This window comes from Pseudomonas sp. 11/12A, assembly GCF_000800055.1.
In the GTDB taxonomy this organism is placed as follows: Bacteria; Pseudomonadota; Gammaproteobacteria; order Pseudomonadales; family Pseudomonadaceae; genus Aquipseudomonas; species Aquipseudomonas mohnii.
The window spans coordinates 6,180,386-6,193,538 of record NZ_JUGV01000001.1 but is presented as its reverse complement, the minus strand read 5'-3'; the positions used below and the strand labels follow the sequence as shown (position 1 = coordinate 6,193,538).

11 protein-coding genes are annotated in these 13,153 nt (G+C 61.4%); 6 read left to right on the top strand and 5 right to left on the bottom strand.

What is annotated here, in order from left to right:
• Nucleotides 1-58: 58 nt before the first annotated feature.
• Nucleotides 59-2,452 carry a heavy metal translocating P-type ATPase gene (locus GQ39_RS28280; protein ID WP_047537086.1) on the top strand — a complete coding sequence of 798 codons (2,394 nt, stop codon included), beginning with the start codon at nt 59-61 and terminating at the stop codon, nt 2,450-2,452.
• Entirely contained in the window at nt 2,449-2,862 is a 414-nt protein-coding gene (cueR, locus tag GQ39_RS28275; RefSeq protein WP_047537083.1) for a Cu(I)-responsive transcriptional regulator, read from the top strand. Before GQ39_RS28280 ends, cueR begins: the two co-directional genes overlap by 4 nt.
• A 127-nt stretch (nt 2,863-2,989) precedes the next feature.
• Here the strand turns inward: cueR and GQ39_RS28270 are convergent, their stop codons facing one another.
• Nucleotides 2,990-3,883, bottom strand: a complete 894-nt coding sequence (locus GQ39_RS28270) for a PA4780 family RIO1-like protein kinase (protein WP_047537080.1) — start codon at nt 3,881-3,883, stop codon at nt 2,990-2,992.
• Nucleotides 3,884-4,326: 443 nt separating this feature from the next.
• Here GQ39_RS28270 and GQ39_RS28265 point away from each other — a divergent pair, with 443 nt between their 5' ends.
• A complete protein-coding gene (locus GQ39_RS28265) occupies nt 4,327-6,273 on the top strand; it encodes a methyl-accepting chemotaxis protein (RefSeq protein ID WP_047537077.1) in 1,947 nt (648 codons plus the stop codon).
• Nucleotides 6,274-6,388: 115 nt separating this feature from the next.
• Here GQ39_RS28265 and GQ39_RS28260 read toward each other — a convergent pair whose 3' ends face one another.
• Together GQ39_RS28260 and GQ39_RS28255 are read right to left on the bottom strand one after the other, a co-directional pair.
• Complete coding sequence (locus GQ39_RS28260) at nt 6,389-7,180, bottom strand: AraC family transcriptional regulator (RefSeq protein ID WP_047537075.1); 792 nt, start codon at nt 7,178-7,180, stop codon at nt 6,389-6,391.
• A 192-nt stretch (nt 7,181-7,372) separates the two neighbouring features.
• Entirely contained in the window at nt 7,373-8,650 is a 1,278-nt protein-coding gene (locus tag GQ39_RS28255) for an acetyl-CoA C-acetyltransferase (protein WP_047537072.1), read from the bottom strand.
• Nucleotides 8,651-8,866: 216 nt separating this feature from the next.
• Here GQ39_RS28255 and GQ39_RS28250 point away from each other — a divergent pair, with 216 nt between their 5' ends.
• Together GQ39_RS28250 and GQ39_RS28245 are read left to right on the top strand one after the other, a co-directional pair.
• Complete coding sequence (locus tag GQ39_RS28250; RefSeq protein WP_047537069.1) at nt 8,867-10,219, top strand: 3-oxoacyl-ACP reductase; 1,353 nt, start codon at nt 8,867-8,869, stop codon at nt 10,217-10,219.
• A 2-nt stretch (nt 10,220-10,221) separates the two neighbouring features.
• The gene (locus GQ39_RS28245) at nt 10,222-11,076 is read left to right on the top strand and encodes a MaoC family dehydratase (protein WP_047537067.1); all 855 of its coding nucleotides are present in this window, start codon (nt 10,222-10,224) and stop codon (nt 11,074-11,076) included.
• Between the two features lie 115 nt (nt 11,077-11,191).
• Here GQ39_RS28245 and GQ39_RS28240 read toward each other — a convergent pair whose 3' ends face one another.
• Nucleotides 11,192-11,605, bottom strand: a complete 414-nt coding sequence (locus GQ39_RS28240) for a response regulator (protein WP_047537065.1) — start codon at nt 11,603-11,605, stop codon at nt 11,192-11,194.
• A gap of 68 nt (nt 11,606-11,673) precedes the next feature.
• Complete coding sequence (locus GQ39_RS28235; protein ID WP_047537063.1) at nt 11,674-11,874, bottom strand: Flp family type IVb pilin; 201 nt, start codon at nt 11,872-11,874, stop codon at nt 11,674-11,676.
• Nucleotides 11,875-12,196: 322 nt separating this feature from the next.
• Between GQ39_RS28235 and cpaB the strand changes: the two genes are divergently transcribed.
• Complete coding sequence (cpaB, locus tag GQ39_RS28230) at nt 12,197-13,150, top strand: Flp pilus assembly protein CpaB (protein ID WP_047537061.1); 954 nt, start codon at nt 12,197-12,199, stop codon at nt 13,148-13,150.
• The last annotated feature ends 3 nt before the right edge of the window (nt 13,151-13,153 follow it).

Here is a 13,153-nt window from a genome sequence, read left to right as displayed (position 1 = left end):
GACCTTACCCGCATGGCAAGGTTGATCCTGTGGCCATCCACTACAGGGAGCGTGCCCCATGTCCGATTCCATTACCTACGATCTCCCCATTGCCGGCATGACCTGCGCCAGTTGCGCCGGCCGTGTCGAACGCGCCTTGAGCAAAGTCGTTGGCGCCACGGCTGTCAGCGTCAACCTGGCCACTGAGCAGGCCCGTGTTCAAGCACCCGCCGACAGCCTGCCGGCCTTGATGGAGGCGGTGCAAAACGCCGGATACAGCGTGCCGCAGCACAGCCTGGAATTGAGCATCGACGGCATGACGTGCGCCTCTTGCGTCGGTCGCGTCGAACGGGCGTTGAACAAAGTACCCGGTGTGAAGAGCGTCAGCGTCAACCTGGCCAACGAGCGCGCCCATCTCGAATTGCTCGGCCAGATCGATCCGCAAACCCTGCTCGCCGCCGTGACCAAAGCCGGATACAGCGCCAGCGTCTGGGAGGCCGAACAGCCACAAACCGACCGCCAGCACACTCGCCTGCACCGCGAGCGCTGGGCCTTGCTCGCCGCCATCACCCTCGCCTTGCCGTTGGTACTGCCAATGCTGCTGCAACCGTTCGGCGTGCACTGGATGCTCCCGGCCTGGGTGCAATTTGCGTTGGCCACGCCAGTGCAGTTCATCTTTGGCGCGCGCTTTTATGTCGCGGCCTGGAAAGCCGTACGTGCCGGGGCCGGTAACATGGATTTGCTGGTCGCCCTGGGCACCAGCGCCGGTTATGGCTTGAGTCTGTATGAATGGGCCACTGCCGCCGGACGCATGCCGCACCTGTATTTCGAAGCCTCGGCGGTGGTGATCGCCTTGGTGCTCTTGGGCAAATACCTGGAAAGTCGTGCCAAACGCCAGACCGCCAGCGCCATTCGCGCCCTCGAAGCACTGCGCCCCGAGCGAGCCATTCAAATCGTCGACGGTCGTGAGCAAGAAGTCGCCATCAGCGCCTTGCGCCTCAATGACCTGGTGCTGGTCAAACCCGGCGAACGTTTCCCGGTGGACGGTGCCGTGGTCGAAGGCCAGAGCCATGCCGACGAAGCGCTGATCAGCGGCGAAAGCCTGCCGGTGCCGAAACAGCCTGGCGACAAGGTCACCGGCGGCGCAATCAATGGTGAAGGCCGGTTGCTCGTTCGTACTCAGGCACTCGGTGCGGAAACCGTATTGGCGCGCATCATCCGTCTGGTGGAAGACGCTCAAGCGGCGAAAGCACCGATCCAGAAACTGGTGGATAAAGTCAGCCAGGTATTCGTGCCGGTGGTCTTGCTAATGGCCCTGGCGACGCTGATCGGTTGGTGGTTGTACGGCGCACCGATGGAAACCGCGTTGATCAACGCCGTGGCGGTGTTGGTGATCGCTTGTCCATGCGCCCTCGGACTGGCGACACCGACGGCGATCATGGCCGGCACCGGGGTCGCGGCGCGCTACGGGATTCTGATCAAGGACGCTGAAGCGCTGGAACGCGCCCATGAAGTCAGCGCGGTGGTGTTCGACAAGACCGGCACCCTGACCTCGGGCGCTCCGCGTATCGCCCATTTGAGCGCCATCGACGGCGACGAAGCCGCGCTGCTGCAAATGGCCGGCGCCCTGCAACGGGGCAGCGAACATCCACTGGCCAAGGCGGTGCTGGATGCCTGCAGCGAACGTGGCCTGACCGTGGCCGATGTCAGCGACAGTCAGTCCCTGACCGGACGCGGCATTGCCGGGAGCCTCGAAGGCCGGCGGCTGGCCCTGGGCAATCGGCGCTTGCTGGACGAGAGCGGCTTGAGCACGGGTCCCTTGGCCGATTCGGCAAGCGCCTGGGAAACCGAAGGCCGGACCTTGTCCTGGCTCATCGAGCAAAGCCCGGAGCCACGGGTGCTGGGCCTGTTCGCCTTCGGTGACACACTCAAGCCCGGCGCACTGCAAGCGGTGCAACAACTGAGCGCACGGCACATCAGCAGTCACTTGCTGACCGGCGACAACCGTGGCAGCGCCAAAGTGGTGGCTGAAGCGCTGGGCATCAGCGACGTGCATGCCGAGGTGCTGCCAGCCGACAAAGCCGCCACGGTCACCGCGCTGAAGGAAACCGGCGTGGTGGCGATGGTCGGTGACGGCATCAATGATGCGCCGGCCCTCGCTGCCGCAGACATTGGCATCGCCATGGGTGGCGGCACAGACGTAGCCATGCACGCCGCCGGCATCACCCTGATGCGCGGCGATCCACGATTGGTGCCCGCCGCGCTGGACATCAGCCGCAAGACTTACGCGAAGATCCGGCAAAACCTGTTCTGGGCGTTCGTCTACAACTTGATTGGCATTCCATTGGCGGCTTTCGGCTTCCTCAACCCGGTACTGGCCGGCGCGGCCATGGCGTTGTCGAGTGTCAGCGTCGTGAGTAACGCGCTGCTGTTGAAAACCTGGAAACCCAAGGACCTGGAGGACAACCGATGAACATCGGCCAAGCGGCGCGCCACAGTGGCCTGAGCGCCAAGATGATCCGGTATTACGAGTCTATCGGCCTGCTCAAGGCCGCCCATCGCACCGACAGCGGTTATCGGATCTACAGTGACGACGATTTGCATACCCTGGCGTTTATCAAGCGATCCCGGGATTTGGGCTTTTCCCTGGAAGAAGTCGGCAAATTGCTGGCCCTCTGGCAGGACCGCCAGCGCGCCAGCGCCGATGTCAAAGCCCTGGCCCGTCTGCATATCGAGGAGCTGAATCAGAAGATCCGAGAACTGGGCCAGTTGCGCGATACCCTCCAGGACCTGGTTGAGCACTGCCAAGGGGATCACCGGCCGGACTGTCCGATTCTCAAGAACCTGGAATCGGGGTGCTGTGCTGAACCTGTTTCTGCCTGACACCTTGATGCTGAATGTACTGACGCCTTCGCGGGCAAGCCCGCGAAGGCGGACGATCAGGCGACATCCATATTGAATCTGTAACCCTACAAAAAACCCGGCCGAAGCCGGGTTTTTCTTTAGCCGATTACTGCATCCACGGCGGAGGCGGTTCTTCGGCCTTGCCCGGTGGCGCGTCATCAGCGGCACGCGCCGCTTGCTTGCGCTCTTCATCGAGCCGTGCGGCCTCGATCTCGCGCATGATGCCGCCCACGTCAGCTATCTCTTCCGGTTCATCGAACTCGCCGGTCAAGACGCTGGCCGGGTGCAAGGTGCCGGCCTCGTACAAGGCCCACATTTCCTTGGCGTACCGGGTCTTTTTCAACTCCGGCGCGAACCGCCCGAAGTAGGACGCCATGTTGCCCACGTCCCGCTCCAGCATGCTGAACGCGTGGTTGTTGCCCGCTGCGTCCACCGCTTGGGGCAAGTCGATGATCACCGGACCGGTCGGGGTCAGCAATACGTTGAACTCCGACAGGTCACCGTGCACCAGACCGGTACACAGCATCAGCACGATCTGCGAAATCAGAAACGCGTGATACTCGCGTGCCTGGTCCGGTTCCAGCACCACGTCGTTCAGACGCGGCGCGGCATCACCGTACTCGTCGGCCACCAACTCCATCAACAGCACGCCTTCGAGGAAGTCGTACGGCTTGGGCACTCGCACACCGGCGTTGGCCAGACGGAACAGCGCCGCCACTTCGGCGTTCTGCCAGGCGTCCTCGGTTTCCTTGCGGCCGAACTTGGAGCCCTTGGCCATGGCCCGGGCCTGACGGCTATTGCGCACCTTGCGGCCTTCCTGGTACTCGGCCGCCTGACGAAAACTACGTTTATTCGCCTCCTTGTAGACCTTCGCGCAACGTAACTGGTTACCGCAGCGCACCACATAAACAGCTGCTTCTTTACCACTCATGAGTGGGCGCAGCACTTCGTCGACCAGACCGTCTTCGATCAGGGGTTCAATGCGTTTTGGAGTCTTCATCAGCTTTTATTGTGGGTCCTTTATTGCCAAACACGCGAAAGTCATTCGTTATACGGCAATCCTCTCCTTGACGGGAGGGGTTGCCGACCTATGAACGCTGCCGTTGCACACAATGTGCCGAAAAACCTGACAAATTCCGCCGATGCTCATCGACCGCCAAGAATCATAGCCGAGCCCGCAGCACTTGTTGGAGAAGGGATACAAGGGGATTGACGACAAAATCCGACATACCGACCGACCTTTTTCGTAGGATTTTTTTCCAACAGCCCTCAATTTCCCACGAGAGCAGCCGAAGTCATTAGTAACAAAGCGAATTGTCCGACGCTCGTTTCAATAGAAGACGACGACTCTCCCAGGAACGGGATCAACAACTCAGTTTATGTCTGCCAATAATTCCGCGAGTCCTCTGCACTACGTGGGTTACAACAAAATATGGAGCGCGGATGAATATCAAACAGAAGTTGACGTGGGCGTTTGCAATCATCGCCTGCTTGCCCGTGGTCCTGGTCGCCACCCTTGTGGTGCTGAACCTGCGCAGCGATGCCAAGGACAATTTCATCGACGGCAGCGGCCGCGAGATTCGTCAGGTCAGCAACGCCATGCAGCTGTTTTTCGACGGCATCAGCCAGAACGTCGAGTACCTGGCCAACCAGCCCTTGGTCAAGACAGCCGACGCCAGCGTGAAAAGCCGCGTCAGCGCTGACGCCGCGAACATTCCAGACACCGAGATCGACACCAAGCTGTTTGATTTGTTTGCGGCCCTGGCCGCCAGCCATCCGGCTTACTCCTACGTGTCCTACGGCCTGGCCAGTGGTGGTTATGCGTTCTGGCCTGGCGACGCCAAAATGGCCAACTACGATCCACGCGTTCGTCCCTGGTACAAAACGGCGATGGCCAACCCGGGCAAGACTGTGCGCACCGAAGCCTATTACTGGGCTGGCGATGACGCCGTGCTGGTGAGTACCGTGCGCGCCGTGGCCAACCAACTGGGTGCCCAGGGTGGCGTGGTCAACATCGACGTGTCGCTCAAGCAGCTCACCGAAATCGTCAAACAGATCAAACTGGGTGAGTCCGGCTACCTGATGCTGATGGAAAACAACGGCACCGTACTGGTGGACCCGAAACAACCGGAACATAACTTCAAAGCCCTGAGCAGCCTCGGCGACGGTTACGCGCAATTGGCCAAGGCCGGTAAAGGTCTGGTCGAAGTCGAGCTCAACGGCGAGCGCTACATGGCCAACGTCTGGCCGTCGGAGCAATTGGGCTGGACCTTCATCGGCCTGATCAAGCAAAGCGAAGTCATGAGTGCGGCAACCCAACTGACCTGGTTGATCGCCATCATCGCCGCTGTGCTGGCGGTGCTCTTCGCTGTCGTCGGCGCCAGTTTCGCCAGCCTTATCGTGCGCCCGATCCGCAGCGTGGCCAGCGGACTGGAAGGCATCGCCCAGGGTGAGGGCGACCTGACCCAGAACCTGCAAATCCGTGGTCGCGATGAAACCGCGCAACTGGCCAACTGGTTCAACCAGTTCCTGGCGGCGATCCGCAACCTGATTCAGAGCATTGGCGGCGCCGCGAGCAAAATCCTCGACACCTCCAAGAGCTCGACCCAGGTCTCCCACGACATGGCCGAAGCGGCCGGACGTCAACGTGAAGCCGTGGACATGGTGTCCACCGCGTTCCACGAAATGGTCGCCACCGCCAACGAAGTGGCCCGCTCTTGCAGCCAGGCCGCCGAATCGGCCGACAGTGGCCAGCGCCAGGCCCGCGAAGGTCAGCAACAGATTGACGCCGCCGTGACCAGCGTCGACCGCCTGAGCCAGGAAATCGAACAGTCGGCCCAGTCGATGCAACAGCTGGAGCGCGACAGCAACGACATTCAGTCGATTCTCGGGACCATTCGTTCGATTGCCGAGCAGACCAACCTGTTGGCGCTGAACGCCGCCATCGAGGCCGCACGTGCCGGTGAACAAGGCCGTGGTTTCGCGGTGGTCGCCGACGAAGTGCGAGCCCTGGCCAAACGCACGGCCGACTCCACGGCGGAAATCGACGGGCTGCTGGGCAACCTGGCCAAACGCACCAGCCAAGTGACCCAGCAGATGCATGCGAGCCTGGAAGTGTCGCAGCAATCGGTCATACGCATCGGTGAAGCGCGCAGCAGCTTCGGGCAGATTCGCGAGTCGGTGGACGTGATCCGCGACATGAACACCCAGATCGCCACGGCGGCCGAGCAACAGCATCAAGTGGCCGAAGACATCAACCGCCACATCAGCCACATCCATGGCGATGCGCAGTTGGTGGCGGAGCTGGCGAACTCGGCGCGCCTGGATTCCCAGAGCCTGGCCGGGTTGTCGAATGAGCTGGACGGGTTGGTGCGCCGCTTCCGTACCTGACCGAAGACCGCTGCGCGGTCGATCGCTGGCAAGCCAGCTCCCACAGGTTCGTGTCGTACCCAATATCGGGAATGACGCGACCTCTGTGGGAGCTGGCTTGCCAGCGAAGGCTTCATCACTGCCGAAACAACTCTCCCGGCGTAAACCCGAACAGACCTTTGAACGCCGCAATGAACGCCGACGTCGAGTCATACCCGCACGCCAGCGCAGCGTTGGTCACGCTGTCGCCCTCCTCCAGCAAGCTCAGCGATGACAACAGCCGCATGCGCTGGCGCCAGCCACGGAAACTCAACCCCGTTTCGCGCTGAAACAAGCGCATCAGGGTTTTCTCCGAAATGCCCAAGCGCTCAGCCCACGCCTGCAAGGTCACGTTGAGCTCGGGATTTTCGATCAGTTCGTTGCACAACCCCAGCAGCCGTTCGTGCCGAGGCAACGGCAGGGAAAACCCGACTTCCGGCAACGTTGCCAATTGATCCAGCAACACACTCACCAGCCGCGCCTGCGGGCTATCGCCCTGCGGATACTCCACCGGCAGCAAGCAAAAACTCTTGATCAGTTCACGGGCCAGTGGCGTCACTTCCAGCACCCGGCAACGCCCGTCCGCCCACTGGCAATCCTCGCGACGCACGTAGAGGCTGCGCATCTCGGCGCGCATCGAGGTCACCACCTGATGCTCCAGATCCGCCGGAATCCAGATCCCCCACTGGGGCGGCGCGAAAAAACTGCCTTCAGCAGTGTGTACGCCGAGTACGCCACTGATCGCGTAGGAAAACTGCACCCAGTCGTGGCGATGGGACGGCGTCCATGAACCGGCATTGAGGCTCTCCACCCGCGCATACAGCGGACGCGGCAACGCCTTGAGGGGAGGAATGCTGCGTTCGAGGGTGACTTGTCCGTTAGTCGGCATTGACTGACCTTATGTTGCAAGACGGCTGATGGGGCCGACGTTAGGCCATGTCATACATCTATTCAACACCGGTGGCCCCTTGTGGGAGCGGGCTTGCCCGCGATAGCGGTGTGTCAGGCAACAGAGATGTTGAATGTGCCGGCCCCATCGCGGGCAAGCCCGCTCCCACAGGTCTTTCGATGCCTTCAAAAATCAGCGCTCGATGATGGCGGTCACGCCCTGCCCTCCCGCAGCACAGATCGAGATCAGGCCCCGGCCTTTGCCTGCCGCATTCAACAACTTGGCCAGGTTGGCAACGATGCGCCCGCCCGTCGCGGCAAACGGGTGCCCGGCCGCCAGCGAGCTGCCTTTGACGTTGAGCCGGCTGCGATCGATCGACCCCAAAGGCGCATCGAGGCCCAGGCGGGTCTTGCAATAGTCCGGGTCCTCCCAGGCCTTCAAGGTGCAAAGCACTTGCGCGGCGAAGGCTTCGTGGATTTCGTAGTAATCGAAGTCCTGCAACGTCAGGCCGTTGCGCGCCAGCAAGCGTGGCACCGCATACACCGGTGCCATCAACAGCCCTTCGGCGCCGTTGACGAAATCCACCGCCGCCGCCTCGCCGTCGCGCAGGTAGGCCAGAATGGGCAAGCCACGTTCCTTCGCCCACGCTTCGCTGCCCAGCAGTACCAGTGACGCGCCATCGGTCAGCGGCGTGGAGTTGCCCGCCGTCAGCGTGCCCCTGGCACTTTTTTCATAGGCCGGTTTGAGTGAGGCCAGCTTTTCCAGCGTCGAATCCGCACGCAGGTTGTTGTCGCGCGTGAGGCCGAGGAACGGCGTCATCAAATCGTTGTGCCAGCCTTCCGTATAGGACGCAGCCAGTTTTTGATGACTCTCCAGGGCCAGTTGATCCTGTGCTTCACGGGGAATGTTCCAGGTCTGTGCCATCAACTCGCAGTGTTGTCCCATGGACAAGCCGGTTCGCGGTTCGCCGTTGCGCGGAAACTCGGGGATCAGGTCGCGGGGCCGCAACTGCAGGAAGGTTTTCAGTTTGTCGCCGGTGCTTTTGGCGCGGTTGGCTTCCAGCAGAATCTTGCGCAGGCCTTCACTGACACTGATCGGCGCGTCAGACGTGGTGTCGACCCCGCCGGCAATGCCACAGTCGATCTGGCCCAGGGCAATCTTGTTCGCCACCAGCAACGCGGCTTCCAGTCCGGTGCCGCAGGCTTGCTGGATGTCATAGGCCGGGGTCGTGGGTGACAGCCGCGAGCCGAGCACGCATTCGCGGGTCAGGTTCATGTCTCGCGACAGCTTGAGCACCGCCCCGGCAACCACCTCCCCGATGCGCAGGCCATGCAGGTTATAGCGCTCGATCAAGCCTTCGAGGGCAGCCGTGAGCATGGCCTGGTTACTGGCGGTGGCGTATGCACCGTTGGAGCGGGCGAAGGGAATCCGGTTACCGCCGATGATCGCGACGCGGCGCAGCTGAGTCATGAAAAGCTCCCTATCAACATTTGAAAGTTAAAACCGCCCCCTGTGGGAGCGAGCTTGCTCGCGATGGTGTGTCAGCTACATTGACTTCGACGGATACACCATCGCGAGCGGGCTCGCTCCTACAGTCTGGTCAAGCGTAGGCCTTATCTCGTGGATCGAACGACTGATCGCCATTCATGGTCCACACTTTGAACCTCAGCTGCTGGAGCGCGTTCCATGTCTGACCGCTATATCGACTTCGCCAATTCCTCCATCGGCCATCGTCTGGTCGGGGCCTTGGGCCTGCCTTCGCCGGTGCGCCTGGAGCGTTGGCAAGCGGGCCGCTTGCGTCCTATCGAAGGCGCATTGCTGATCGGCGGCGGGCCGCTGGCGGAAAACGTCAGTGCCTTCGCCCATCGCCTGACCGATGCCATCTACAGCTACGCCACCGATCCTTCGCTGGCCACGGCGTGGATTCCCGGCCATGGCCCGAAACTCAAGGCCGTGGTGTTCGATGCCACTCACCTGGTGCAGACCGATCAGCTCAAACAGCTGCGCGAGTTCTTCCAGCCCTTGATGAAGAACCTCGACCACTGCGCGCACCTGGTCATTCTCGGGCGTGAGCCGCAGACCTTGAGCGACCCGTTCGCCGCCAGCGCCCAACGGGCGATTGAGGGGTTCAGTCGTTCGCTGGCCAAGGAACTGCGCAGCGGCGGCACCTTGCAGCTGATCCACGTCGGCGAAGGCGCTGAAGATCAACTGGAAGGCCCGCTGCGGTTTTTCCTTTCGCCGAAAAGCGCCTTCGTCTCCGGGCAAGTCATTCGCCTGAACGCCTGCGACACCCCGGTGACCGACTGGACCCGTCCGCTGTCCGGGCGCAAGGCGCTGGTCACCGGCGCGGCGCGCGGCATTGGTGCTTCCATCGCCGAAACCCTGGCTCGCGACGGTGCCGACGTCATTCTGCTCGACGTGCCGCCCGCCAAAACCGATCTCGACGCCCTCGCCGCACGCCTGGGCGGGCGCAGCATCACCCTCGACATCTGCGCCGAGGACGCCGCCACGCAACTGGTCGAAGCGCTGCCCGACGGCATCGATATCGTGGTGCACAACGCCGGCATCACCCGCGACAAAACCCTGGCCAACATGACCCCGGAATTCTGGGACGCCGTACTCGCGGTCAACCTCAATGCCCCGCAAGTCCTGACGAAGGCCTTGCTCGATAACGGCACCTTGCGTGACCACGGCCGGGTCATCCTGCTGGCATCGATCAGCGGCATCGCCGGCAATCGCGGACAAACCAACTATGCGGCGAGCAAGGCCGGGCTGATCGGCCTGGCACAGGCCTGGGCGCCGCTGTTGCAGGCCCGGGGCATCAGCATCAATGCCGTGGCACCGGGGTTTATCGAAACCCAGATGACCGCACACATTCCATTCGGCCTGCGCGAAGCCGGGCGACGCATGAGCTCCCTGGGCCAGGGCGGCCTGCCTCAAGACGTCGCCGAAGCGGTGGCGTGGCTGGCGCAGCCGGGCACGGGCGCATTCACCGGGCAGGCATTGCGCGTCTGTGGGCAAAGCGTTTTGGGGGCATAGGCATGATCACTGATTGGCACACACTCAACCGCGAGCCGAGCCTGCCGGGGCTGTATCTACGCGCGGCGACGCGACGCAAAATCAGCGGCATCACCCTGCCCGATGCCGGTCTGCGCTGCTGGGTCGATGTCGATCCGAAACGCCTGGCGGACTATCGCAAGGTCTGCGGGTTCGCCGACGATGGTTTGCTGCCACCGACTTATCCGCACATCCTCGCGTTCGCCTTGCAGATGCAATTGCTGACTGCCAAGGACTTTCCGTTTCCGTTACTGGGGCTGATTCATCTGAGCAATCGCATTCGCGTACTGCGGCCGCTGGGCGGGGTCAATCGGGTCCGGGTCAGCGTGCAAGTGCAGAACCTGCAACCCCACGCCAAGGGTGCGACCTTCGACCTGGTGACCACCCTCGATGATCAACTCGGGTCGCTGTGGGAAGCTGAAAGCCGGATGCTCTGTCGCGGCGTCAAGCTTGAGGGTGAGCCCGTCGAGCAGGTGTTGGTCTCGACACTGCCGCTGAGCGAAGTCGCGCACTGGAAAGCACCCGCGGATATCGGCCGGCAGTACGCCAAGGTGTCCGGCGACTACAACCCGATTCACCTGAGTGCCGCCAGCGCCAAACTGTTCGGGTTTCCTTCGGCCATCGCCCATGGATTGTGGAACAAGGCGCGCACCCTGGCCGCGCTGGCCGATCACCTGTCGACGGCAAACCTCGAGATCACGGTGCAATTCCAGAAACCGGTACGTCTGCCCAGCGAGGTGACGTTGCTCGCCAGTGCGGCGGGGTCGAGTGGCGATCTGCGCTTGATCGGCGCCGGAGAGCTGGAGCACATGACTGGCCATTGGCGGCCGCTTGCCTGACAACGTCTGAAGAAGACGCAATGCTGGCGAAGGATATTGGAGGGAGTCGTGTTCTACTGGCCGCCTTCGCGGGTCAGCCAGCCGTCAACCGATCGCCAGACCCAGACAGCGACATTCAGGGATAAACCAACTGAAGCCGCGGCAGTGGAAACAGGTTGTTCAACGTCTCCAACAGCCGTACGTGATAGATCGGCTTGCGAAACAGGTCCAGCACCTGCAACCGCAACATGTCACTCACGTCCTCCATGCCCGCATGTCCGGACATCACAATCACCGGCAGATGCTGGCGCGACGTATGCTCGCGCAAGCGCTTGATCAGCGACATGCCACTCTCCTCCGGCATGCGCAGATCGGTGATGACCAGTGCAATATCCGGATGGAGTGTCAAATGCTGCAACGCCAGTTTCACCGACGTCGCGGTAAAGCAAATAAAGCCTTCGCCCTCCAGCCACTCGGCCAACTCAAGTAACGCCTCTTCCTCGTCGTCGACCAGTAGAAGTTGCTGGCGCGAAAGCACAGGAGCGTTCATAGGAGACACCTGGAGTGGGTTAGCGCTGAAATTAGAATTCGTTTTTAGCCCTGGCGACTTGCCAATACTTAGCCCAACGCAGTTTTGATTTTTCCAAAAATGGTAGTGATCGAATTACCCATTCCAGTACTGAGCCCGGCAATCACCACCGCCACCATCGCCGCCACAATGGCGTACTCAATACCCGAAGCCCCTTCGGTATCTTTGGCCAGACTTTTATAGAAAGCGATCTCGGATTTGATCTTCTGAACAACCTTGGCAACAGACATGACGTTCTCCTTGATGACCACGGGTGTTGCATCGGCGCAACATGATTCCCCTATGCCAGCACCAGCATTGTCGGCATTTCCCCGGTCAACAACTGTAAGAACGCATTAATACAAAAGTATTAGTCATTTAGTTGGCGTCAGATAACCTGATATTTCAGCTTAATCATTCACTTTTATCAGATATTTCAGTGCCAGTAATGGCATTTGCACTAGCTGCGCTAGGGTCAAATAGCGAAATAGTTCAATGTTCATAGCTGCCTTATTGCAAATTTTTCTCGTTCTCTGATATGAAATTTTTGCGCAGCAGGAAAGGGAGAGCCGCATGAACAGTCGTGCCATTCTGGGTCTTGCCGGACTGTCTCTGGTGGGCGCTGTCATTGCCGGTTACTGGGGCTTCACCCTGAGCCGGCAACCGGCTGCCGCACCTGTGGTTGCACAGACCGGGATCGTCACCCCGGCAGCCGCCACTCCTCAGGCAGCGGCACCACAGGAAGAAGACACCCGCCAACCCGTCGTCGTGCTGCTGCATGACATCGCGCCGTTCGTGCAAATCACTGCCGCCGACGTGGCCGTGGAAAAACTCCGCACCGCCCCTGCCGGCAGCCTCACCCGTCTCGATCAAGCGATCGGTCGCGCGCCCTGGCGCAGCCTGCGTGCCGGAACCTGGCTCAGTGACGAAAGCTTCGAAGCCGGCAGCAAACTGGCGCGGATGATTCGTTCTGACGAACGCGCGCTCGCCGTATCCGTGGACGAAGTCATCAATGCCGGCGGCCAACTGGCACCGGGGGACTATGTCGACGTCTTGCTGTTTTTGCGCATGGACGCCATCAACCCCCAACCCTCCGCACAACTGGTGGTTCCGGCATTGCGCGTGTTGGGGGTGGGCGAACAGTTGGGCCTGACCAACGATGGCCAACCCACCAGCCTGGCCTACAGCAATGATGAAAAGCTCAAGCAGGAACAACAGCGCGCCAACGCCCGTACCGTACTGCTCGCCGTTCCCGCGCCACTGTTGAGTCGCCTGCTCCTCGCCACCCAGGCCGGGGTGTTACGCCTGGCCGTTCGCAGTGCCGATGAGAAACGCCTGGCCCGTTATTGGGCCGGCGAGCGCGATTCTGCGACCAACCTCACCAACGCCAATCGCGAGTTGATCCAGTTCAATCAACTGGCCATGACCGCACCGCCCAAACCCGTCGTCGCCAGTGTCCCCGTCGCACCGAGAAAATCGGGCGTGGAAGTCATTCGCGGCAATGAACTCACTCAACAGACCCCCTGAATC

Excerpts from the sequence above, each read along its gene's own strand:
- GQ39_RS28235 (WP_047537063.1), bottom strand. The coding sequence starts at position 11,874 with ATGTCTGTTGCCAAGGTTGTTCAGAAGATCAAATCCGAGATCGCTTTC.
- GQ39_RS28255 (WP_047537072.1), bottom strand. The coding sequence starts at position 8,650 with ATGACTCAGCTGCGCCGCGTCGCGATCATCGGCGGTAACCGGATTCCC.
- GQ39_RS28240 (WP_047537065.1), bottom strand. The coding sequence starts at position 11,605 with ATGAACGCTCCTGTGCTTTCGCGCCAGCAACTTCTACTGGTCGACGAC.
- GQ39_RS28280 (WP_047537086.1), top strand. The coding sequence starts at position 59 with ATGTCCGATTCCATTACCTACGATCTCCCCATTGCCGGCATGACCTGC.
- GQ39_RS28265 (WP_047537077.1), top strand. The coding sequence starts at position 4,327 with ATGAATATCAAACAGAAGTTGACGTGGGCGTTTGCAATCATCGCCTGC.
- GQ39_RS28245 (WP_047537067.1), top strand. The coding sequence starts at position 10,222 with ATGATCACTGATTGGCACACACTCAACCGCGAGCCGAGCCTGCCGGGG.
- GQ39_RS28260 (WP_047537075.1), bottom strand. The coding sequence starts at position 7,180 with ATGCCGACTAACGGACAAGTCACCCTCGAACGCAGCATTCCTCCCCTC.
- GQ39_RS28270 (WP_047537080.1), bottom strand. The coding sequence starts at position 3,883 with ATGAAGACTCCAAAACGCATTGAACCCCTGATCGAAGACGGTCTGGTC.
- cueR (WP_047537083.1), top strand. The coding sequence starts at position 2,449 with ATGAACATCGGCCAAGCGGCGCGCCACAGTGGCCTGAGCGCCAAGATG.
- cpaB (WP_047537061.1), top strand. The coding sequence starts at position 12,197 with ATGAACAGTCGTGCCATTCTGGGTCTTGCCGGACTGTCTCTGGTGGGC.
- GQ39_RS28250 (WP_047537069.1), top strand. The coding sequence starts at position 8,867 with ATGTCTGACCGCTATATCGACTTCGCCAATTCCTCCATCGGCCATCGT.